General features: G+C 62.2%; 22 protein-coding genes. 15 read left to right on the plus strand and 7 right to left on the minus strand.

Features of this window, described 5'->3' with window-relative positions:
- Positions 1–236 precede the first annotated feature (236 nt).
- From UP09_RS13015 to UP09_RS13025, 3 genes are all read left to right on the plus strand, one after another.
- Complete coding sequence (locus tag UP09_RS13015) at positions 237–2591, plus strand: TOMM precursor leader peptide-binding protein (protein ID WP_044538585.1); 2355 nt, start codon at positions 237–239, stop codon at positions 2589–2591.
- Between the two features lie 129 nt (positions 2592–2720).
- Positions 2721–2906 carry a DUF5837 family cyanobactin class RiPP gene (locus UP09_RS13020; protein ID WP_044538586.1) on the plus strand — a complete coding sequence of 62 codons (186 nt, stop codon included), beginning with the start codon at positions 2721–2723 and terminating at the stop codon, positions 2904–2906.
- A gap of 234 nt (positions 2907–3140) precedes the next feature.
- A complete protein-coding gene (locus UP09_RS13025) occupies positions 3141–5381 on the plus strand; it encodes a PatA/PatG family cyanobactin maturation protease (protein ID WP_052833083.1) in 2241 nt (746 codons plus the stop codon).
- A gap of 126 nt (positions 5382–5507) precedes the next feature.
- Here UP09_RS13025 and UP09_RS13030 read toward each other — a convergent pair whose 3' ends face one another.
- Entirely contained in the window at positions 5508–5963 is a 456-nt protein-coding gene (locus tag UP09_RS13030; protein WP_044538587.1) for a hypothetical protein, read from the minus strand.
- A gap of 70 nt (positions 5964–6033) precedes the next feature.
- Here UP09_RS13030 and UP09_RS13035 point away from each other — a divergent pair, with 70 nt between their 5' ends.
- The 5 genes from UP09_RS13035 to UP09_RS13055 all read left to right on the plus strand — a co-directional run bounded on the left by UP09_RS13035 (position 6034) and on the right by UP09_RS13055 (position 10376).
- A complete protein-coding gene (locus UP09_RS13035) occupies positions 6034–6819 on the plus strand; it encodes an ATP12 family chaperone protein (RefSeq protein ID WP_044538588.1) in 786 nt (261 codons plus the stop codon).
- 64 nt (positions 6820–6883) lie between these two features.
- Positions 6884–8461: a flagellar hook-length control protein FliK gene (gene fliK / locus UP09_RS13040; protein ID WP_044538589.1), complete on the plus strand. Its 1578-nt coding sequence runs from the start codon at positions 6884–6886 to the stop codon at positions 8459–8461.
- Positions 8458–8727, plus strand: a complete 270-nt coding sequence (locus UP09_RS13045) for an EscU/YscU/HrcU family type III secretion system export apparatus switch protein (protein WP_044538590.1) — start codon at positions 8458–8460, stop codon at positions 8725–8727. The genes fliK and UP09_RS13045 overlap by 4 nt, the downstream gene beginning before the upstream one ends.
- A gap of 44 nt (positions 8728–8771) precedes the next feature.
- Positions 8772–9632 (plus strand): class D beta-lactamase, encoded by an 861-nt coding sequence (blaOXA, locus tag UP09_RS13050; RefSeq protein ID WP_502689048.1) that lies wholly within the window; start codon positions 8772–8774, stop codon positions 9630–9632.
- A gap of 87 nt (positions 9633–9719) precedes the next feature.
- Positions 9720–10376, plus strand: a complete 657-nt coding sequence (locus UP09_RS13055; RefSeq protein ID WP_044538591.1) for a carboxymuconolactone decarboxylase family protein — start codon at positions 9720–9722, stop codon at positions 10374–10376.
- Between the two features lie 158 nt (positions 10377–10534).
- On the opposite strand, the gene UP09_RS13060 is transcribed toward UP09_RS13055, so the two are convergent.
- Positions 10535–11536, minus strand: a complete 1002-nt coding sequence (locus UP09_RS13060) for a dienelactone hydrolase family protein (protein ID WP_044538592.1) — start codon at positions 11534–11536, stop codon at positions 10535–10537.
- A gap of 56 nt (positions 11537–11592) precedes the next feature.
- A complete protein-coding gene (locus tag UP09_RS13065) occupies positions 11593–12003 on the minus strand; it encodes a DUF4260 domain-containing protein (protein WP_044538593.1) in 411 nt (136 codons plus the stop codon).
- A 143-nt stretch (positions 12004–12146) separates the two neighbouring features.
- Between UP09_RS13065 and UP09_RS13070 the strand changes: the two genes are divergently transcribed.
- The 4 genes from UP09_RS13070 to UP09_RS13085 all read left to right on the plus strand — a co-directional run bounded on the left by UP09_RS13070 (position 12147) and on the right by UP09_RS13085 (position 14973).
- On the plus strand, positions 12147–13679 hold the full coding sequence (locus tag UP09_RS13070) for an acyl-CoA carboxylase subunit beta (RefSeq protein ID WP_044538594.1): 1533 nt from the start codon (positions 12147–12149) through the stop codon (positions 13677–13679).
- A 14-nt stretch (positions 13680–13693) separates the two neighbouring features.
- On the plus strand, positions 13694–13882 hold the full coding sequence (locus UP09_RS13075) for a hypothetical protein (RefSeq protein ID WP_044538595.1): 189 nt from the start codon (positions 13694–13696) through the stop codon (positions 13880–13882).
- Between the two features lie 57 nt (positions 13883–13939).
- Positions 13940–14287, plus strand: a complete 348-nt coding sequence (locus UP09_RS13080; protein WP_044538597.1) for a hypothetical protein — start codon at positions 13940–13942, stop codon at positions 14285–14287.
- A 242-nt stretch (positions 14288–14529) separates the two neighbouring features.
- Positions 14530–14973: a hypothetical protein gene (locus tag UP09_RS13085; protein ID WP_156164581.1), complete on the plus strand. Its 444-nt coding sequence runs from the start codon at positions 14530–14532 to the stop codon at positions 14971–14973.
- Positions 14974–15648: 675 nt separating this feature from the next.
- Here the strand turns inward: UP09_RS13085 and UP09_RS13090 are convergent.
- Positions 15649–15999, minus strand: a complete 351-nt coding sequence (locus tag UP09_RS13090; protein ID WP_044538599.1) for a cupin domain-containing protein — start codon at positions 15997–15999, stop codon at positions 15649–15651.
- Positions 16000–16370: 371 nt separating this feature from the next.
- On the opposite strand from UP09_RS13090, the gene UP09_RS38095 reads away from it, so the two are divergent.
- Complete coding sequence (locus UP09_RS38095) at positions 16371–19346, plus strand: FAD-dependent oxidoreductase (protein ID WP_044538600.1); 2976 nt, start codon at positions 16371–16373, stop codon at positions 19344–19346.
- Between the two features lie 98 nt (positions 19347–19444).
- Here the strand turns inward: UP09_RS38095 and UP09_RS13100 are convergent, their stop codons facing one another.
- The 3 genes from UP09_RS13100 to UP09_RS13110 all read right to left on the minus strand — a co-directional run bounded on the left by UP09_RS13100 (position 19445) and on the right by UP09_RS13110 (position 21621).
- A complete protein-coding gene (locus UP09_RS13100; RefSeq protein WP_044538601.1) occupies positions 19445–19693 on the minus strand; it encodes a GCG_CRPN prefix-to-repeats domain-containing protein in 249 nt (82 codons plus the stop codon).
- A 155-nt stretch (positions 19694–19848) separates the two neighbouring features.
- Entirely contained in the window at positions 19849–20856 is a 1008-nt protein-coding gene (locus UP09_RS13105) for an alpha/beta fold hydrolase (protein WP_044538602.1), read from the minus strand.
- 69 nt (positions 20857–20925) lie between these two features.
- Positions 20926–21621 (minus strand): ArsR/SmtB family transcription factor, encoded by a 696-nt coding sequence (locus UP09_RS13110; RefSeq protein ID WP_044538603.1) that lies wholly within the window; start codon positions 21619–21621, stop codon positions 20926–20928.
- A gap of 158 nt (positions 21622–21779) precedes the next feature.
- On the opposite strand from UP09_RS13110, the gene UP09_RS13115 reads away from it, so the two are divergent.
- Positions 21780–22088 (plus strand): NIPSNAP family protein, encoded by a 309-nt coding sequence (locus tag UP09_RS13115; protein ID WP_044538622.1) that lies wholly within the window; start codon positions 21780–21782, stop codon positions 22086–22088.
- An 82-nt stretch (positions 22089–22170) separates the two neighbouring features.
- Positions 22171–22989 carry an isocitrate lyase/PEP mutase family protein gene (locus tag UP09_RS13120; protein WP_044538604.1) on the plus strand — a complete coding sequence of 273 codons (819 nt, stop codon included), beginning with the start codon at positions 22171–22173 and terminating at the stop codon, positions 22987–22989.
- The last annotated feature ends 5 nt before the right edge of the window (positions 22990–22994 follow it).

A 22994-nucleotide genomic window follows, 5' to 3' on the forward strand; every position in this document is an offset into this window, starting at 1 on the left:
GAAAAGCACGCGGTGCCCAAGACGCCGAGCGGATCGGCTGGGCAGGCTGCTGCGGGCGCCGAGAGTGCTGGCGGCAATGGTCTACGAGCGAGGCCGTCGTTCCGGAGGGGGAGAATATGGGCGTGAGACCATGTGATCCAAGGCAACTTAGTGCCTTGAGTTTCCCTTCGATTGGGTTGACCCGCCTGGCTACGTCTCTTCGAGCTCAATAGCTGAAAAACGCGGAGCTTGTGCGAATGCTCTCTGACCTTGGCAACCAACCGAAGAATTGCGGGACGAGGTTCGAAAGGCCACGGATCAAGTCGCATTTCAGCGTCGAGATCGTTGAACCAATGCACGTGTATTTGCTCGGCGAACACACCTCTCACGTGCTGAGCGGACGCTTGTATTGCGCCATTGTGCCGTTCCTCGATGGTCAGCACTCGATGGACGATATCTATGGTCTATCGTCAGAGATGGTCTCAAGCGACGTTGTCGACCAGGTCATCGATCGGCTCAGCCGCCTCGGCTATCTCGCCGAGGCGGCCCAAGGGATTGCCCCTGGGGTAGCGGCGTTCTGGAGCGAGCTTGGTTTCGATCCGTTCCAGGTCGGGCCGCGTCTGCGACAGAGCAAGATCTCTTTGACGGCGATTGGCGATGTATCCGTAGCGCCGTTGAATGCGCTCGTATCAGAGGCTGGCCTCATCGTTGATGATACGACCACGGCGAAGGCGAACGGGGCGGCGGCCGCTCTGCTCGACCTGCAGGTCGTCGTGACAGACGATTACTTGCGCCCGGAACTCGAGCAGATAAACCGCACCGCACTGGAGACCGGTCGTCCCTGGATGCTCGTCAAACCGGTCGGCAGCGTGATTTGGCTCGGCCCAATCTTCGTACCTGGCGAGACCGGCTGCTGGCAGTGTTTGGCTCAACGCCTCCGCGGCAACGCCGAGGTGAAGGCTTCAATCATTCGCCAGCGGAAGGCCCAGGCAGATTCAGCCGACTGTCTGACAACGTCGCGACCGGTCTTGCCCTCAACGGCTGGACTGGCGCTGAATTGGGTGACGACGGAGATCGCAAAGTGGATCGCTGCGCGGTCGCTCGGGATCCCCGACCATGGCGCGGCGAAGCCTGAGACCCTGGCCGGGAAAATCCTCACACTGGATCATGTAACTCACGAGTACCGGGCGCATTCGTTGCCGCATCGACCCCAATGCCCTTGCTGCGGTGATCCCCAGCTGGTCGGACGGCGAGGCTTCCAGCCAATCGAATTGAAGTCTTCCCCGAAGCGCTACCTCGACGATGGCGGGCATCGATCGATGTCGCCCGACGAGACCCTCGATCGCTACGGGCATTTGATCAGTCCGGTCTCCGGGGTGGTGATGGAGTTGTCGAGGATTTCCGATCCCTCCAACCCGTTGGTGAATACCTATAGATCCAGCCACAGCATGGGTGTCGTGGGGTCGTTGCGCGGCTTGCGCCGAATCCTCCGGCACACAGCCTCCGGCAAAGGCAAGACCAACGCCCAGGCGCGCGCCAGCGGGTTTTGCGAGGCGGTCGAACGCTACTCCTTCATCTATCAAGGCGACGAGCCACGGATCAAAGCCTCCTTGGCGGAACTGGGTGAGGCGGCGATCCATCCGGAAAGTTGTCTGCAAATCAGTGAGGCGCAATACGCCAATCGGGAGACGTTGAACGCATCGTCGACGATCGGGAACAATTGGATACCCCAGCGTTTCGACCCAAACCGATCAATCGATTGGACACCCGTCTGGTCGCTTACGGACGGACGCCAACGATTCCTGCCGACGGCCTATTGTTATCTCTGGTATCCGGTGCCCAAGGATCATGAATTTTGTCGTGCGGACTCCAACGGGAATGCCGCCGGCAACAATTTGGAAGAAGCCATCTACCAGGGATTTCTCGAAGTTGTCGAACGCGATTGCGCGGCGCTTTGGTGGTACAACGGCCTGAGGCGTCCGGCCGTCGATCTGGCCAGTTTTGACGATCCTTATTTCCGCGACCTTGAGCGATTCTATCGGGATATCGGCCGGGAAATTTGGGTCCTGGCTCTTACGGCCGACCTGGGCATCCCGGTAATGGCCGCGGTGTCGCGAAGGACTACGGGCGGGTCCGAGCGCCTGATTATCGGCTATGGCGCGCATCTTGACCCAGCGGTCGCTATCACCCGGTCGCTGACGGAGATGAGCCAGGTTGGCCTCGAGCTGGACAAGATCCCCGATGAGCAGATCGACACCGAAAGCGCCGAATGGCTGCTTAGGACGAGAGTAGAAGACAAACCCTACCTTATGCCCGATCGGTCGGTGCCACCCACAAAATCGGGTGACTTCAAACCCATCTGCACCGACGACATCCGCGGTGACGTCGAGGCAGCGGTCGCGGCTGCCCGACGCGTCGGTCTAGACGTTCTGGTTCTTGACCTGACCCGGCCAGACATCGGGCTCAACGTTGTGAAAGTGGTGGTGCCGGGGATGCGCTTCTTCTGGCAACGGTTTGCGCCGGGACGCCTCTACAATGTGCCCGTTAAGTTGGGTTGGCTGAGTGAACCGACGCCAGAGGCCCTGCTCAACCGGACCCCGATGCCGTTTTAGTTGATGCCGCCAGATTCCGGTAACACCGGAATCTGGCGGCGACCTGAGCTTCTTCCGAAGGGAGGAGGAGTTGAGCGACCCACTCAAAGCGGTCGAACCTGTGTCACTCAACCGAAGGAGAACGTCATTATGAACACGCAGACCAGACCAATCCAGACTGCACCGGTCGCTCGCAGCATCGTCGGCAGTCAGACTGACTTGTTGGCCGAATTGTCGGAAGAAACCCTCGTTGGCGTGACCCCCTCGGTCAGCGTCACGATCACGTGCGTCTCGGCCACGGTAACGTGCGCCTATTCGGGTGGCGACGCCGAATAAGGGGTCGACCGCAACAACCAACTGATCGTCGACAGGTAATTTCCATGACGATCTGCAGGGTTGTGACAGGGAACGCCCGCCGCTTTCGTGGCGGGCGTTCCCCAGCCCCAGAACCAAGTGTCCGCGACCAGGTGTCCGCGACCTCGGCCGGTTCGATTCGCAGCGTGTGACTGCGCGAGTAACGGAGGCAACGGTGGAAAGAATGCGGCGGCTATCAGACAGAGGGGCAGCCCGATGAACGACTCGCATTCTTCACGACCTCTGAAAGCGTCACAAGAAGAAGCCGCTGACGTCTATGCGCGGTTTGCTGATGGACCATCGAGCGCGAGGCGTGTAAGTGCCTCGGACCGTGATGTCGAGAACCGATCGCTGGTAACGACGGCCGCCGAACACCTGCATGGCGCTGGCCACCTCCACGATTTGGACGACCGCATTTCGGGGCTTGGCGAGCTTCGAAGCCTGACATTAGGCGACTCGCGGATCACGATTGTCATTCTCGACGGCGATCCCGACCTGACGCTGTCTTGTTTTCGCAGTGATCGGATCTCCAAAGTGTTTCCTTATTGGCACGCCCGCGCTGAGCCGATTACGGTGGCGCAGCATGCCTTGTTCCGCGAGATTGCGAACAGCGATCTGCCGCAGGCGGAGAAGGACGAACGATTCCTGGCCAGCTTCTCGCCAAGTATTCTGTTTCGGATTCTGGTAAACCGTCACGCAACCCACATTACCAGCGTCATCGCGGGGCAGCGCGGCACGCCGGCGCCAGGGATCGCACCCGATTGCCGGGTCATTGTCGTGCCGTTGAATGAGGTTGGCGATCCGGCAGAATTTCTATCGCCTCTCAATCTGGCTCGTGCGTTCGATTTGGCCCATGACTTGGGAGCCGACATTATTCACTGCGCCGCGTGTGTGCCGACTCAGACTGACGCCCCCCACGAACTTTTGGCGCGTACGATCCGCAGATGCCAGGATGACAACATCCTGATCGTGGCACCTGCCGGCAATAACGCCGGCGAATGCCGTTGCATTCCCGCAGTACTCCCCGGAACGCTGGCGGCAGGTGCGTTGAAGGACAACGGCCGGCCATTCAAGTTCAGCAATTGGGGCGGTAACTATTCGATCGACGGCATCATGGCGCCGGGCGAAAGAATCCTTGGAGCGCAGCCGGGCACGGAAGAGCCGGTTCGCGAAATGGGAACAAGCGTCGCGGCGCCGATCGTTACCGGCGTCAGCGCCTTGTTGATGAGTCGGCAGTTGCAAGTCGGCCGGCAGATTGATGCAACGGCGATCCGCACGGCACTGCTCAACACCGCGCGTGCTTGTGATCCTGCCGTGGTCGACGAGCCCGAACGCTGCCTTCGCGGTGTGATGAACCTGCCTGCGGCCTTCGACGCCTTGTTCGCGTCCGGCGTCGGGATTGGGGCTGCGGGGAGCGACGATCGCCCGATCACGCGTGCCGGAACTGCCCCTCAAACCAGCGTGGCCGCGAGCGTCGTTTCCGTGGCAGAGGGAGAGACGCGCGAGGAAAGGGCTACACCATCGAGCGCGCCGGCGTATCCATCCTCCACCGCGGCTCCGACCTCGGTTCGTGCCGCCGGAAGCGGATCGGTCGAACAAAGCACCGCCCACTCGGGTTTGGTCTATGCGCTTGGCAGCCTGTCGTACGACTTCGGATCCGAGATAGGCCAGCAGGAGTTCGAACAGTACATGGCTCGGGAGGCGAGACATGGCGACCTGGATCGGCCGACCCCACACGAAGTGCGACACTTGATTGAATATCTCGATCGGAACCGGACCGAGCGAGACTGCCTCATATGGATCTTGGCGATCGATGGCGCGCCCGTTTATGGGCTTGTACCGGATGGTCCCTTCGACGACGCAATATACGATACTCTCCTCCAGCTCCTGGCCGACCAAAGCCTTGCGCGAGATCAATCCGATTTCATCGAGAGGATCAGCATTCCGGGCCGACGTACCGGCGAAATGATCAGGCTTCAATCAAAAGCGGAATTGCCGATCTTGGCCGTGACCGACCTGCGCGGTATTTATGGCTGGAAGATCAACGCGCTGGTTCGTGACGCGGTCGCTTCGGCTGGACTACAGAGCGGCAGCGGCCAAGCCGATCAGAGCCTTTATGACGCGATCGCCAATTTTCTCAACCGGGTGTATTTCGAGCTTCGCAACTATGGATCGATCTCACGCGATCGGGCGATGAATTTCGCGGCCACGAATTGCGTTCAGGCCGCATCTGCCTTTGCCAGGGCACTGGCTGAAGGGCGTGCGCTCGAAACCGTGACCGTGGAAAAGAGCCCGGTTTGCCGAATGCACAGCGATTGCTGGGATTTATATCTGACCTTCAATGATCCTGATGACGACAGGCGGGCAACAAGAGTCTTTCAATTCACAGTTGATGTCTCCGATATGATGCCGGTCACGGTCGGCACCGTGAAGTCATGGACAAAGAGGCGGATTTAGCGACGAGATTCTTGCACGGACGTTCGCGGCTACAACGAATGCCCCCTAGCCGACGTGCCGGGGCGATCAGCCCGTGTCCGCTCCTGAGGGGAGTGCGCAGGTGGGCTGATCGGATTCATACACGCTCTAGCGCCTGAACTGCGCCAGGAACAACCGCAATGAATCGTGCGGGCTCTCGACATCTGAGATCACCCAACCCTCCGGCCCATTGACCACGATGAAGTTGAGCGTGATCGTGCGGCCCTGGTTGTCGAATCGCGCCGTCACGTAGGTCTTGTCGAACTGTCTGCGCAGGATCGCGATCGAGACGGCGCCGAGCCGCCAGGTCGGGCTCTGCACCAGGAAATCATAGGGCGCATCGTGCGGGGCGGTCCACGCGCTGCGCAGGCCGGGGTCGAAGAACTGCCGGGCCGTGGCGTCGTCGCGGGGCAGGCCGTTGGAGAACTCCGAGCTACCCTTGCCGTAATGGGCGTAGACGTTGCGGACCAGCGATTCCGGCGAGCGGAACCCGGCATCGGCGGTGGCCACGCCCAGAGCGGCCGCCGCCAGCGAAAGGCCTGCGAGGAATTTGGCTTGCCGCATCGGCTTTATTTGCTGTTGTCCATGACATATCTTGCAGGCAAATCCTCGGGAACGAAAGTCGGCCGGCGCGATGCGCGAACTCTTTGACGAAGCTGCAGGACAATCCCCGTTCGACCCGCAGGAGTTGGTGCGGCGCCAGATGCGCGTGCCCCAGCGCAAGCGGTTCTATACCAGCGCCGGTGTTGCCGAGGCCGATGGCGGATTTTCGGTCACGCTCGATGGCCGGCCGATCCGTTCGCCGTCGGGCAAGCCGATCGTGGCGCCGACGCGCACCATTGCGGAGGCGATCGCGGCGGAATGGAATGCGCAAGGCGAGACCATCGCTCCCTTGAGCATGCCCGTGACACGCTTTGCCAACAGCGTCGTCGAGGGGGTGATCGAGCGCGTCGGCGAGGTGGCGGAGGACGCCGCAAAATTCCTCCGGAGCGACATGCTGTTCTATCGCGCCGGCCATCCCGAGACGCTGGTGGCGCGGGAAGCCGCGCATTGGGACCCGGTCGTGTTCTGGGCCGCCGAGGCGCACGGCGCCCATTTCATCCTGGCCGAGGGGATCGTGCACGTCAGCCAGCCTGAGGCCGCGATCAAGGCGGCGCGTGCGGCGTTCCCGGCCGATCCCTGGGCGGTGGCGGCGTTCCATGTGGTGACGACGCTGACCGGCTCGGCGCTGCTCGCGCTGGCGCTGGCGCATCGGTTTCGCGACGAGGACGAGGTCTGGGCGGCCGCGCATGTCGACGAGGACTGGAACATCGAGAAATGGGGCATCGACGAGGAGGTCGCCTCGCGCCGCGCTGCCCGGCTGGTCGATTTCAGGGCTGCCGCTGACATCCTCAGGGGCCTGATGCCGGCCGGCGGTTAACGAGGGGTTTACGGCGCCGGGCTAGCCTGCGGCACGACCTTGCCGCCTGGCCGAGACCCCCGACATGGCAAATTCCATCAATCCCGTGCTGCCGGTGCTTGCCCCCCAGGAGGCGGGCAGTGTTGCGCCTGATCTCACGCTGCAGCAGGGCAGCGTCGTCAATGCGCAGGTGCTGAAGGTGCTGTCCGCCGATCTGGCGCGGATTGCGATCGCGGGCCTGTCGATCGACGTCCAGACCGAGGTGCCGCTGCAACCGGGCCAGAACCTGCAGCTAGCGGTCTCGCAAACCCAGGATGGCATCCGCCTTCAAATGGTTGGATCAGGCGCTGAGGCGACCGGCACATCCAGCGATGCGGTGCGGCTGTCGCCGGGGATCGTGACCGGTCTTGGCGCCGCTTCCCAGGCCAATGCGACGGCGCCCAGCGCGGTGCTGACGCCGCTCGAGCGGGTCACCGTCACTGCGGCCGTGCAGGGCGCGGCGATGGTGCAGGGCAGCCAAGCGGCGCTGTTTGCCAACCTTGCCGCGATCGCGTCAGTCAATCTGCCGCCGGGGCTGCAGGCGGCGATTGCGCAGGTGCTGGCGCAGCAGACCAGCCTCGACGACAATCTCGGCGGCGATGACCTCAAAGCCGCGTTCCAAAAGTCCGGCCTGTTGTTCGAGGCCTCGCTGGCGTCGGGCGTCAGCCCGTCCGATGGCAGCGCGCCGGATCTGAAGGCGGCGCTGATCGTGCTGCGCCAGACGCTGCAATCCTCGCTCGGTTCGGACGACGCCGTCAAAACGGGCGCGCCGGGCACGCCGTTGCACGGCGCGGCGCCGAGCCTGGTGCCGGCGGGGACGCTGGATCTTGAATTTCAGGAGATCCTGCTGCCGCAGGCGCGCGTGCCGGCCGCGCACGATCTTCTAACGGGTAGCGCAGGCCTTGCCGGCGCCCTTGCTGACGCGCTCGACACGGGTCCATCAGCGGGCGGCGCGCTCAATCTGATCCAGGAAGCGCTGCAGGAGCTGGACGGTCACGCTCATCAGGGCGCTGATACAGATGACATGACTGGCGACGTCGTCGTGCGCACCAACACACCGCCGCCGCCGTTTCGTGGATCGCTGCCATCAGCCCAGGCCATCGCCGAGCCGTCGATCGCGCCCGACGCGCCGTTTGCGACCGTCGCGCACCGCCTGCTTGACGATACCGACGCCGCGCTGGCGCGGCACACGCTGCTGCAGGTCGCCTCACTGCCCGATCGCCTAGACGGACGCTCGCAGATCGATGCGATGCTGCCGCGCTGGAATTTCGAAGTCCCGTTCCTGACCCCGCAGGGAACCGCGATGGCGCAGTTCGAGATTTCCCGCGACGGCGGCAGCGAGGCCACTGATGCGTCCAAGCGGGTCTGGAAGGCGCGCTTTACGCTCGACGTCGAGCCGGCCGGTCCGGTGCATGCGCTGGTCTCGCTCGCCGGCGAGCACACCTCGGTGCGGATGTGGGCGGAGCGGCCGGTGACCGCCGCGCGGCTGCGCGCCGGCGCCTCCGAATTGAGCCTGGCGCTCACCCAGGCCGACCTGACGCCCGGCGCCATCGAAATCAGCGACGGCGCGCCTCAGCAAGCCACGCCAGCGCGGGCCGGCCATTTCCTGGACCGCGCGCTATGAGCGACACCAAGAACCAGCTTGCGATCGCCTTGCACTATGAACATGGCGGCGCGCCCCGCGTCGTGGCCAAGGGCAGGGGCGCGATCGGCGCCAGGATCATCGAGGTCGCCAAAGCCAACGAAATCCCGATCCGGGAGAACGAGGTGCTGGCCGGCGCGCTCTCCAATGTCGATCTCGGCGACGAAATTCCGGCCGACCTCTACAAGGCCGTTGCCGAGGTGCTGATCTTCGTGCTCCGGCTGTCGCGCCGGGCGCCCCAGCAATAGAACCGCGTCAAAAGAGAGCGGCTGGTTGCCATCCTTTCACCACGATGGCATCAACCATCGTCGTCAGTCCAAACCAAATTCAGGTCCCCGTCGTGATCCATCGTCGCCATGCGCTCGGTCTGTTTGCCGCAGCGAGCCTCCTGCCGTCCCGCAGCCTTGCCAACGTGTCCTCCCAGCGCAGTGAGTTTCGCGAGGATCTGGCAAAGCGGTTCTTCGATCTCGGCACCGAGGGCAGCTTCGTCGGCTACAAGGTCGATGATTATCTGATCATCGCGAGCGACAAGAATCGGTCGGGCGAAGGGAGACTGCCAGCCTCGACCTTCAAGATCCCGAACTCGCTGATCGCGCTCGAGACCGGTGTGGTCGAGGATCCCGACAAGGACGTCTTCAAGTGGGACGGCGTGACCCGCAGCATCGCGGCCTGGAACAAGGATCACACGCTACGCTCGGCGCTCGCGGTGTCTGCCTTCCCGGTCTATCAGGAGATCGCCCGCCGGATCGGCGCGGAGCGGATGCAGAAATATGTCGACGTGCTCGACTACGGCAATCGCGATATCGGCGGCGGCATCGACCAGTTCTGGGTGGCGGGCAACTTGCGGATCGATCCGGTCCAGCAGGTCGATTTCGTCGACCGGCTGCGCCGCGGCGTGCTGCCGGTTTCCAAGCGCAGCCAGCAGCTGGTGCGCGACATCCTCCCGGTGACAAAAGTCGGCGACGCAATTATTCGTGCCAAGACCGGACTGACCGACAAGGAGCACGGCGCGCTCGGCTGGCTGGTCGGCTGGGTCGAGAAGGGCAGTGCGGTGACGGTGTTCGCCATGAACATGGATTGCAAGACGCCGGCGCAGATCGACGCGCGGATGACGGTGACGCAGCAATGCCTCACCGATATCGCCGCGCTGTGACAGGCTGACCTGCGCGCGTTGCGGCTGGCGCGCAAGCCGCGGCCCGACTAACATCCCTCCGATAAAAGCAAGACCGGAGGAAACCACATGCATTCAGCGTCAGTCTGGCTGTCGTCGCTCACGCTCGCCGCGGCCGGCGGCTGGTTCGCGGCCACTGTCTTCGCCGGCCCCGCCACCAGCAAGGAGCCGCGCTTTCCGCAGCTCACCATGGAGCAGCTCAACGATCAGCAGCGGCCGCTCGGCGAGCAAATCATGAAGGTGTCGAGCGTCGGCATCGGCGGCCCCTACAATCCGATGATCCGCAGCCCCGTGCTTGGCCAGCGCCTCTACGACCTGTTCTATTATCTACGCTGGCAGACCTCGGTGCCAACGAAGCTCAACGAGTTCGCGATCCTGATCATCGGCCGGCAGTGGCGCTCGCAGGTCGAATGGTTCGCGCACGCACCGCTCGCGGCCAAGGCCGGATTGTCCACCGAGGTGATCGCCGACCTGAAGGCCGGCAACCGGCCGTCCAAGATGGCCGAGGACGAGGCGCTGGTGTTCGATTTCGTCACCGAGCTGACCACGACCAAAAAAGTCTCCGACGAGACCTACGCGCGGGCCAAGAAGCTGTTCAACGATCAGCAGATCGTCGATCTCACCGCGCTCGCCGGCAACTACGTGATGGTCGCGATGCTGCTGGCGATGTCGGAAGAGACCGTGCCTCCGGGCAAGGAAGAGCCGTTCAAGGTCGGGGAGAAGTAGGGCGCAGCGCCGTTATGGACGAGCGCAGGCGAGGCATTCTCGGTGTGTCATGCCCCGCTTCAAGCGGGGCATCCAGTACGCCGCGGCCTCTCCATTGAAAACTGCCGTCTCTGGAATACTGGGTCGTCCGGTCAAGCCGGACGACGACAGAAACAGCGCTATCCCAGCTTGAACAGCGCCTGCAGGAAATCGCTGACCGCCTTGCGCGCTTCGATCGCGGTCGCCGCGTTGCCGCCGACATGGGGGCCGAGCTCGACGCAGGCATCCTTGTAGCTGAACGGCGCCTCGGTCGCTGCGTTCATCAGCACGCCGCCTTCGCCTTCCCGGATGGTGCAGTGGCGCACGGTCTGCGCTCCCGTCGATTCCACCACATTGGTTGCGCCGATCAGGCCGGCATCGAAGCCGTGCGCGGAGTCAGGATATTCGGTCAGCACCACGTCGCGCTTCGCGGCCTCGAGCCGCGCGACATAGGCCTTGCAGCTCGCGACCGGGTTATAATCGTCAGGCGTGCCGTGGAAGATCCGGATCGGCCGCGCCGCAACCTCGGTGTCAGTGGCGTAGCTCGTCGAGCAATCCGGATAGAACGGGATATAGGCCGCGAACTGCACGCCGGACTTGTTCCAGAGCTTGTTGAAGCGATCGAGGCTCGCATACAGCGTCGCCTGGCCGCCGCGCGAAAATCCCATCAGCACGATCCTATCAAGGTCGACGCGCGGATGCTTGGCGAGGATCTCCAGGGAACGGTAGATGTCGAGGATCAGATTGAGCCGGCCGAGCAGCGCCTGATTCGGCGATGTCGTGGTGAGGCCGCGCCCGGAGAAGCCGTCGATCACGAAGGTCGAGATTCCCATGCTGTTGAACTGGTGCACCCAGGCGTCCGTGGTGCCGCCGACGCCGCTCGAGCCGTGCATCAGCACCACGACCGGCAGCCGGCCACTTCCTTGCGCGATGCGGAGTTCGCCGCCGACCGTGACCGGCTTGCCGTTGGTGTCGCCGGTCAGGAACTGCTGGTCGGAGATCGTCAGCGACGGGATGCCGTAGATTTCGGTGCGGGAGGGGATGTCCTTCGGGATCGATTGCGCACTGGTCGCGATGCAGGTGAACAGCACGGCGCAGCAGAAGATCACGGCCGTCGCGGCCAGGCGCCAGTCTGCCAGCATCGGTTGTCCCCGAATTCGCATCGCGCTTTTGTGCCCGCGACTACAGCAAGCGCCCGTCAGCCTGTCAATTTGTCCTTCCCGATCCGCCCGAGATGGGTGAAGCCAAAGCCGTTGGAGTATTTTAGGCCGTAGCCGAGCGCGCGGTCGATCCCGATATGGGCAAGCCAGATCATCGCGATCGAGAGCACCAGCGGTCCGGAGCCGGCAAAGCCGAACGTCATCAGCGCGACCGGCGCCAGATAGGTGTGGGCGGCGTTGTAGGCGATGGCGCCGACGCGGGGGCCGGCGAGATAGGCGGCAAAGCTCAAATCCGGCACCAGGAACAGCAGGACATAGACCAGCCACGAGCCCTCCCATTGGTAATAGAGCAGGGTCATGCCGAGAAACAGCACCAGCCCCTCCAACCGGAGCAGGGTGCGCACCCCGCCGGTCGCAGCGCCGGTCTCGGCCGTGGTCGTGTCAGTCATCGTCGTCTCCCCCAGATATCGGAAAATGCTACCGTTTTTACCATCCGGGCTGCCCACAACCCGGTTTCCGGTTGGGAAAATGCCGTGTTAGAACCCGGCCCAATCCCTCACGCAGGTCCAGTAGCTAATACGGGCGGAAGCAAATGAAAGATATCCTCGATACCCTCGAAGAACGGCGCGCCGGCGCCAAGCTGGGCGGCGGCGAAAAGCGCATCGAGGCGCAGCACGCCCGCGGCAAGCTGACGGCCCGGGAGCGAATCGAGCTGCTGCTGGACAAGGGCTCGTTCGAGGAATTCGACATGTTCGTCGAGCACCGCTCGACCGAATTCGGCATGGAGAAGAACAAAATCCCCGGCGACGGCGTCGTCACTGGCTGGGGCACCGTCAACGGCCGCAAGACTTTTGTCTTTGCCAAGGACTTTACAGTTTTCGGTGGTTCTCTCTCCGAGACCCACGCGCTGAAGATCACCAAGTTGCAGGACATGGCGATGAAGGCGAGGGCGCCGATCATCGGCCTCTACGACGCCGGCGGCGCGCGCATCCAGGAGGGCGTCGCAGCCCTCGCAGGCTATTCCTACGTGTTCCGCCGCAACGTCATCGCCTCGGGCGTGATCCCGCAGATCTCCGTCATCATGGGCCCCTGCGCCGGCGGCGATGTCTATTCGCCCGCGATGACCGACTTCATCTTCATGGTGAAGAACACCTCTTACATGTTCGTCACCGGCCCGGACGTGGTGAAGACCGTCACCAACGAGGTAGTCACCGCCGAAGAGCTCGGCGGCGCCTCGGTGCACGCGACGCGCTCCTCGATCGCCGATGGCGCCTTCGAGAACGACGTCGATACTCTCCTGCAGATGCGCCGCCTGATCGACTTCCTGCCGTCGAACAATACCGACGGCGTGCCGGAATGGCCGAGCTTTGATGACATCGAGCGGGTCGACCTGTCGCTCGACAAGCTGATCCCCGACAATCCGAACAAGCCCTACGACATGAAGGAACTGATCCTGAAGGTCGTCGACGAGGGCGACTTCTTCGAGATTTCGGAGACCTTCGCCAAGAACATCGTCACCGGCTTCGGCCGCATCGCCGGCCGCACGGTCGGCTTCGTTGCCAACCAGCCGATGGTGCTGGCGGGCGTGCTCGACAGCGATGCGTCACGCAAGGCGGCGCGCTTCGTGCGTTTTTGCGATGCCTTTAACATCCCGATCGTCACCTTCGTTGACGTGCCGGGCTTCCTGCCGGGCACCGCGCAGGAATATGGCGGCCTGATCAAGCACGGCGCCAAACTGCTGTTCGCCTATTCGCAGTGCACGGTGCCGCTCGTCACCATCATCACCCGCAAGGCCTATGGCGGTGCTTTCGACGTCATGGCCTCAAAGGAAATCGGCGCCGACATCAACTACGCCTGGCCGACCGCCCAGATCGCCGTGATGGGCGCCAAGGGCGCGGTGGAGATCATCTTCCGCAGTGACATCGGCGATCCCGACAAGATCGCGGCCCGCACCAAGGAATATGAAGACCGCTTCCTGTCCCCCTTCATCGCCGCCGAGCGCGGCTACCTCGACGACGTCATCATGCCGCATTCGACAAGGAAGCGGATTGCGCGGGCGCTGGCGATGCTCAGGGATAAGAAGGTCGAGATGCCGGCGAAGAAGCACGACAATTTGCCGTTGTGAGAGATCGTCGGCGCATGATTGCTTCTCTTGAAGAGCTGATTGAAGCCGTCAAAGGTATGACTCCGACGCCAGAGCATCTGGAGCAGCAGCGACGAAGCTTTGTCTACGGGAACACGCATCTTGAGAATGAGTTGATCACGCGAGAAATGGTTGATCGCGCAGCGGAGAGTTTAGCGCGAGGCGTAACCCGCCATCTTTCGTGAACGACGAGTGCGGCGGTTACAGCTGTGCCTCATCCGCCCCGCGGGACCTTGAATCCGATGACCGAAGACGACTCGACCGACGAGATTTCAGAGATCGAAGACCGGATCGAGGGGCTCGCCGTGATCGCCGAGCGATGCCGGAAAGTCAGTCTGGCTTCCAAGATTGCAATCGGCGGCGGTTTTGCGTTGCTGATCGTCACGGTGCTTGGTTGGCTCGGAGCCAGTGAGGTTGTCGCACTGGGGTCGATCGCCTTGATTATCGGCGGAATCGTGTCGCTTGGATCGAATTTTGGCACGTTGCGACAGACCGAGGCCGCCATCAGCGCCGCCGAGGCACGCCGTTCGGACCTGATCGGCAGGATCGATCTTCGCGTGGTTCATGATGCGCCGATGAAGCTGATGTGAGCCGATGGCGCGTGAGCGCGTAGGGCGGGTTAGCGACTTGTTCGCCGTAGCTCGGCGAGCGAAGGCGGAAGCTTAACCCGCCATCTTTTCGTAACGAGGACTGCGGCGGGTTACGGCTGCGCCTAACCCGCCCTGCGACGGATTCGCATGGGACGCCGTCCTCACTGATAGCGTCCCGTTGTTTCGAACCCTTTCTCCATTCCCCGCGACCAAGGGGACCGATGGTGAGGCAAGGGGCTTTCATGACAAGATGGTTTGGTGCGGCGGCGATGATGCTCATCGCCGGTCCGGCGTTTGCGGCTGACGTTGCGACCTGCTCGCTCGGCGCTGACAAGAAGACCGTTACGGTGACCGCCAGCAATCCCTATTCGAAAGTGATGGCCTGCGAGGTGAACTGCGACATGGCGATCCCTGGCGGCTTTGCCACCGTGGTCTGCGTCAAGCCGGTGCCGGTGGGGGCCAAGGATTTCGTGATGTGCACCGACGTCGCGAAAGGCGACAAGACTTACACGCGGGTCAAGGGCACGGAAGCGAACTGCCCCGATCCCGCCGCGCCGCCGGCCGCCAGCAAGGCCGAGAGCAAGGACAAGGACGATGACGACGATGATGACGCCAAGGCCGATGAAAGGATGCAGGCCATCATCAAGCAGGGCCAGGAGTTCATCGAGCGGCAGAAGCAGAAATAGCTGGCGCCTTACCTCTGAGTTGCCCGACGGCGCAAGCGTCTCGCGCAAAAATAGTTCGCTTTATCAGAAGAGAAACTCAGTGTATGAATCAGCCCGTCCTACCCGATTGAGGGGCGAGCGCACGTCACGAACGCGCGGTGGGATGCGGTGGACGCCGGGCGTGTGACTGACGAGCACGCGTAAGGCGGACGGTGAAATCGTGTGGTCCCGACGCCCCAGTGGCAGGCAAAAGTTCGCAAGGCGCATACGCGTCTCGCGGATGACGGTGACAAACAAGCCCGGTCTTCGCCGGGGAGAGCACGTATAAGCCGTAACCCATCGCGCAGGGAAAGCCGGAGTGCCTCCGCTGGACCTGTATGCTCGTGTGCGTTTCTTTCTCTCACTTTGCACACGAGACCGCGGGTGCGGCGTGCACCCGGCTTTCCCTGCGCCCTCTATTCGATGAGAGGGCGAAACGAAATGCAAAGCTCGGACAAATCATGTCGCGAGAAGGCGAAGGTATGACTCGCAACGTGTGCCAAAAACTCGGTGTCGTCCCGGGCTTGACCCGGGACCCATAACCACAAATGGCAATCGTTGTGCGACGTTGGGGCCACAGCTTTTTTCAACAATGCGACCCTGTGGTTATGGGTCCCTGCTTTCGCAGGGACGACGAAGAGAGAGCAGCGCGCCAACCTAATGCGACGCCAGCGGGACGTAATCGTATTCGCCGACACCTTGCAAAATCAGGAACGTCAGCGACTTCGCGCCCGCATTGGTCACCAGGTGCGGCCGTGTCGGCCTGACGGCATAGACGTCGCCGGGCTTCAGGTGCAAATCCTCCTTGGGCTCCTGCAGGAACAGTCGCATCTCACCTTCCAGAACGTAGAACGTGTCGGAGATATTGCTGTGAGTGTGCCACGGCACCTTTTGTGTCGGCGAGAGCTGCAGCTCCATGATGCGAAACCCGGGGCGGGCGGCGTGCTGGGCGCGACGCTCGACCTCGTAGAGGTGACTTGCATCCTTGACCGGTTGTCCTGGCTTCACGACGGCCTCCCTCGGGTTTTCTTGTTCACGCGGAGAGCATGCTAGTCCTCTTCCGCCATTCGCGAAACGGCCGGAGCATTGATGAACCGACGGACCAGCTATCTTCGTTGCGATTGGCCGATGGTACCGACCTGCCTTGCAAGCACAGCCCGTATGCCGGCGTCGCAGTCGATGGGCAATTAAGGGTTGTAATTTCAAGCTCCAACCACTGCTCGATCCATTGTACTATTTACAATAGACAAGAAATAAACATATACCTCATGGGTTGTATTGCCGTGGGACGGACGATGTCGGGGCCAGCAAATAGTTCGATCGCAGCATGCCCCCGTCCACGGCAGACGATCCCCCTCGAACTCCGTTGAGGAGCCGACATGAGTGCCTTTCTCAACTGGCTATTGAATCTGATTCTAAAATTCGGACCGAAGGTCGAATACGTCACCCATCAGGCGCACTACAATGTCAGCGCCGATGATGCTGCGCTGATCTGTCAGGATTATTCGAAGTTCATTCGGGTCATGCTGCGCGACCAGAACGAACCGCCCAATCCGCAATGGATCAAGGGCGGTCCCGGACAGATCGGCGGGCAGCTTCAATATACGCTCGAACGCGATGGATCCACCAACATCATCGTTGAAGAAATCACGCAACTGTCGTTCGACGCGACAACGGCGGCGCATACCCTTGCCTGGGAGCAGCTCAGCTCAAATCCCCAGCTTCCGCTGCGAGGTTATGGATGCAGCTGGGTTTTGACCCCAGCCGAGCCGGATTGTCCAAGTCCGTGTCCGTGTTCGCACCTGGTGTGGACGCGGCACTTCGAGGAGCCCTGGCTGTTCGGCTTGTTCTCGCTTGCCGGATACATGAAGACCAACTTCCAGCGCTCCGCTGGTCCGATCATGGATCGGATATTTCGCCAGTATTTTGCGGCCGAGTTTCCGCCGGCGGACAGACGGCTGCCGAAGAAGGGCGAGCGCGTTGCCGTGATCGGCGCCGGGCCCTCGGGCCTGCATATGGCTCACTTGCTCAGGACGGAGCTCGGAATCGAAGACATCACAATTCTGGAACGTTCGGACCGCCATGGTGGCAAGACCCTGACAATAAAGGACTCCACCCAGCAAGGTGTCGTCCACGAACTCGGCACCTGCTATCTGGACCCGGCTTACTTCGCCGTGCGAACGCTGGTGAAGCAACTGAAGGCCATGTTGGGCGCCGAGGGCAAGGAGTTTGGTGTCGAAGTGGCGCCCATCCATTACTCGGTCAACAGTCTGGGCAAGGGCAGCCTGACATTGGAGGAGTGGGTCACCAGCAAGCTGCAGGTACAGCCTTCCTGGAGCCCGATGGCCTTGTTTCGGATTCTGTTTCCACCGATCGATACGGCCGTAGAGCTGCTGGCGGCGAAAGCGGCTTACAACCGGCTGCACGAAGATATTTTCGGACAGTACGACTACACGATGCCGTCGAAGCTCTCGGACGAGACATTGCAAAAGATCGACATGTCGTTTGGCCAGTTTCTGGAGAACAACGATCTTACGGCGCTGTCGCCGATCCTCGCCTACGGACAGACGGCGCAGGGATATGGCTCGATCGAGGATACGCCTGCATTCTGGGCGATGTGCTGGATCACACCGGCGCTGCTCGACGGCTATTTCTCGTTGCTGCCGGATGCGCTGCCGAAGAAGTCGATGTTCAAACAGGGGTGGGAGAGCGTCTGGGACACGATCGTCAAGGTCGACAAGCCGGATATTCGTTACAACACCGAGATCGAGTCGATCGAACGGCCCGAAGATGGCAAGCTGATCGTGATTGCCGGCGTCGAGGGCTCTGGCGAGCGGGCGGTTCGTTTCCGGCGCGAGTTCGATTATTTGGTGGTTGCGGCGCCGCTGGTCAATCCAGACCCGGACGGCACGGTCGTTCCTCTCGACCTGAGGGCCGCGGAGCGGACATTGCTCGGAGGCGATCATACGTCGAGCTCCCAGTTTCGCACCGTGCTGTTCAAGCTGAACCAGCCCAAGCCGTATCTGTACTCGCATCTTGAACTCGACGCCGATCGAATCCTCGGTCCCGCGGTCGGGCAGGGCGAGGTCTTTGCGTCTCGCGATTCCTATCTCGCGCTCCACCCCGAATTCTGCACGTTCGAGGCGCATCAGTCCGACCCGGTGCGCGGACAAGTTCGTGAGCAGATGGCCTATCAATGGGTTGCGAACGACAGGCACCTTCCGCTCGAGGACGTGGACCGGAAGTTTCACGAATGGGCGGTCGACCAGTTCGGGGCGCAGGCCAATTACGAGGTCCTGCAGCACAAGACCTGGACCTATTTTCAACGCTTCGATCGCATCGGACTGGCGGCGAAGGCCCCCTGGAACGTGCTTGAACTTCAGGGACGGAACCGCACCCTGTTCGTCCATGCCTCGAACTATTTCGAATCCGTTCTCGATATCGTCAACTACAACAACATGCTGGTCGACGGTCTCTCCGGCAAGCTGAATGGATGGCAGCATCCGGCCAGCGACCCAAAGCCGTTCTACTATCAGACCGATCACTGGAGGATTTTCTACAACAGGTTTGTCAAATACGGCCTGATGGCGCTCGACATCGTGCTCGGAACGATCTGGACGGTGCTTTACATTCCGATCCGGCCGATCCTCGCGCTTACCTTGATCCGCTGGCAGCGCCTTCAATTGCAAAAGTCGTTCAAGACGGCGAATCCGGGAAAATGGTGGCAGTTCAACATGAGCCATTTTCTGAAAGTGTCGCCAAGCGTGATCTGTTTCCTCAACGGCAAGGAGGATCCGATCGTCACCCTGTCAAAGGACGCGTTGCGAAAGGATTTTCCCGAGATACCCGTCGTGGACAAGGCGCTCAAATGGAGCGACCACGACTACCGCACGGCCATCGGGGTTTGGATCGATGTGCTCAAGCCCGATTTCCTGACCTTCATCGGTCCACGGCTGGCTGCCGGTATCCGCCGTTTTCGCGGCAGTTTTCCGGTTCTCTACAACTACCTGTTTTCCTGGCTCGTCTGCCTCGCATACAACCAGTTGACCGGGTACAGCGTTCGGATCGAAGACGACAAGGGCGGCGGCTGCTACGTTCCGCGCTGCGAGTTGCTCGCCACGGCCAAGGCGGAATATGGCGACATCATTGGTAGCCGGGTCTGCACCCATCTCTGCAAGATCTTCACGGAAGAGACGATGAAGCGGAAAGGCTTCGATTGCGTCCTTGAGCCCAACCAAGGGAACGGGTCCTGCATGATCCGCGGCGTGCCCTACCGCCAGCCGGCCTACGCGGATCATGCGGTGGACTGCAAGCTGTCGATCACGGTCCAGGGTGCAAATCGGGCAGGTGTGTAACCCCGCGGAAGGGCTGGCGACGCCGTCATTGGCATCGTCGCCCGCAAAAGAAAAACCCCGCAAACAGGCGGGGTTTTGTTGGTCGTATCTGATGGCGATCAGATCGGGCGGCAACGGCCGTAGCGCCAGGCGAAGCCATAGGGGCAGGCGCGGACAATTGGCGCCACCACGACGGGCCGCTCGACGACGACGGCACCCGGAACGACGACGACTTCGCCACGATTCCTGGCGCATCCGCCATAGGGGCCGCGATGGAAGCCGGGACCGCATCCGCCCGCAGCGTCAGCTGCACTGATGCCGGCAAATGCAGTCGTAACCAAAACTGCTGCTGCAAAAAGATACTTCATGTCTTCTCCCTTGGATTTGGGCCGCACTGCGGCACCGCAACAAACTTTTCGCTCAACGATTCGCCCGGCGGAATACTTGCAGAAGCCGTACCCGATGTCTTGGACCATAGGGCCTCCGGCTGAACGCGGCATGAACATGCCAGTCCGTTGCTACGTCACTGCGACGCAAGGAAGCCGAGCAACAATTCGTCATACTTCGCCGGCGCTTCCAGAAACACCAGATGCCCGGTGTTGGCGATCACCTCGGCGCGGGCGTTCGGCATCTGTGCCGACAGCGCTTTCGCGAGGTCGGCATTGTGCCCCATCTTCGGCCGCAGCGCCTCCGGCGCGTTCGGCCGGCCCGGCGCGTTGTGATCGTCGGCGCCCATGATGAACAGCGTCGGCTGCGTGATGAGCGGGATTTCGTGCACGACCGGCTCGCGATAGATCAGTTGCGCGGAGGCGACGAAGGCGCGCAGCCAGCGCGGATATTCGGCGCTGCCCTTGATGTTGAAGCGCGCGTCGATGAACGGCGTCACCTGGTCGGGCGGCAGCTTCAGCGAATAGTTGGTCTCGAGCTGCTTGCGATAGCCGTCGGCGGTCAGCTTCTCCTCGTTCTCGAGAATCTTCTCGGTCGGCGTCGGCGGCACGTAGAGCCGGTAGTCTTCCAGCCCGATCGGTGCGGTCAGCAGCAGATGATTGACGCGATCCGGATAGGCGCGGGCGATGCGGATTCCGACCATGCTGCCCATCGAATGCGCGACGATGTCGGCCTTGGCGATTTGCAGATGATCGAGCAGCGCAACCGTGTTGCGCGCGAGATTGTCGAAATGCAGGTCGCCTTGCGGCTTGGAGGATTTGCCGAAGCCGACCTGGTCCGGCACCACGACACGATAGCCGGCATCGGTCAGCGTCTTGATGACCGGCGCCCAGTAGCTCGAGGGGAAGTTGCGGCCATGCAGCAGCACCACGGCGCGCCCGTTCGGTTTTGTGGGCGCCACGTCCATATAGGCCATCCGGAGCTGCTCGCCGTCATTGACCAGCGGCAGCATCTGGACGGGGTAGGGATAGGGAAAGCCTTCGAGCCCGATGCCGTAGGGTTCGCGCTCGGCGGCGGATGCGGGCGCGAAGGGCACAGCGAGCAGGGCGCCGAACAGGGCGGCGGCGAGGAAGCGAGGATTCATCAAAGGCTCCGGAGACGAGGTCACGCGTTCGTGCATGCCAGCCGTGACGGCTGGCTTGAACGCGCGCCGTTATTCGCCCGCCCCGAACAGCGCTGCAAACCGCTTTTCGCCGTTTCGCGAAAAATTGACCACGCGGCTGCCCGGCGTGATGTCGCGCGCCGCCCATTTCAGTTCCGTGAAACGGTCCATCATGGCCGCTCCGAGCGTGCCTGCAAGATGGTGCCGCCGCTCGCTCCAGTCGAGGCAGGCCTTGCACACCGGGCGGCGCGGATGCGCCAGCGTATCAGAATCGATCTGCAGCGCCTCGGCCATGAAGCGCTTGCCTTCGCCAGTCAGCTCGATGGCCTGCTTGGTCTGGCGGATCAGCTTCTGGCTCTTCATGCTGTCGAGCATCTGCACGCCGAGGTCGCCGGCGAGATGGTCGTAGCAGATCCGCGCACGCCGGAGCTCTGGATCCTTCGGCCCGGTGCGCACGCGCATGTGACCGGCGCGGGCGGCGATGCCCTGCAGGCCCTCGAGCATATCAGCGACGTCGGCGCCGGTGAGGCGATAATAGCGATGGCGGCCCTGTTTCTCCGGTTCGATCAGCCCGCCGGCTTCGAGCTTCGCCAGATGCGAGCTCGCCGTCTGCGGCGTGATGCCGGCCTCCTGCGCCAGCTCGCTTGCGGTCAGCGCACGGCCGGTCAACAGCGCGGTCAGCATGTTGCACCGTGCGGGATCACCGACGAGCGCGGCAATCCGGGAGATGTCGGGTCCAGCTTTCATAGTTCGATGGTAGCCGAAGCATCGACGTCAGGCAAGGGGCTATGATTGCCCCGGATCGTCATTGCGAGGAACGTAGTGACGAAGCAATCCATTCATCCACTTGCGGAGAGATGGATTGCTTCGCTGCGCTCGCAATGACGGCAAACATGGAGGCCATCATGACCATTACCGTCTTCATCCGCTACCAGCTCGATCCGTTCAAGCGCGCGATGTTCGAGGAGTACTCGAAGAAATGGCTCTCGATCATCCCGCGATGCGGCGGCGATCTGATTGGCTATTGGATGCCGCACGAGGGCACCAACAACATCGGCTTCGCGCTGATCTCGTTCGAGAGCCTGGCCGCCTACGAAGCCTATCGCGCGCGGCTGCGCGCGGACAAGGAGGGCATGGCGAACTTCAACTTCGCGGAAGACAACAAGTTCATCCTGGCGGAGGAGCGGACATTTCTGCGCAAGGTGGAAGGATAAGGGCCGCGGGCTCGCACGCCGGACTGGCGCGCCGCGCCGCGTATGCCTATCTCTGCGCGGCGAACCAAACAGGGAGAGAACGATGCCAGTGACAACTGCTGACAAACGCACCGCCTTCAAGAAGCTGCATGACAGCGGATGCTTCATCATCCCGAACCCGTTCGATGTCGGCAGCGCGCTGGCGCTGCAGCATCTTGGCTTCAAGGCGCTGGCCTCGACCAGCGCAGGTTTCGCCTGGACTATCGGCAAGCCCGACAACCGCGTCACGATCGATGATGTTTGCAACCATCTGACCGTGGTGTGCGCGGCGGCCGACATCCCCGTCAATGCGGACTATGAGGACGGCTTTGCGGTCGAGCCGGAGAAAGTCGCCGTCAATGTCGCGCGCGGTGTCAGGACCGGCGTCGCCGGGCTCTCGATCGAGGATTTCACCGGCGATGCCGCCAATCCGCTGTTCGAGCACAAGCTCGCGGTCGAGCGCATCAAGGCGGCGCGCAAGGCGATCGATGCCGACAACTCTGGCGTGCTGCTCACCGGCCGTTGCGAGGCATTTTTGCGGGGCGTGAAGGATATGAAGCTGGTGATCGAACGGCTGCAGGCCTATTCAGACGCCGGTGCCGATGTGCTCTACGCGCCGGGCATCTCAACCAGTGAGGAGATTTCCGCGGTCGTGAAAGCGGTGGCGCCGAAGCCGGTCAATCTCCTGATTGGCGGCGCGTCCGACCTGTCGCTGCAAAAGGTCGCCGAACTCGGCGTGCGCCGGATCAGCGTGGGCGGCGCACTGGCGCGGATGGCGTGGACCGGCGTGATGAAGGCTGCGAAGGAAATGGCCGAGAAGGGCACCTTCACCGAATTCGCCAATGGCTATCCCGGCGGTGAGCTCAACAAGATGTTCAAATAGCCGAC

Source organism: Bradyrhizobium sp. LTSP885 (assembly GCF_000938305.1).
Lineage (GTDB): Bacteria > Pseudomonadota > Alphaproteobacteria > Rhizobiales > Xanthobacteraceae > Bradyrhizobium.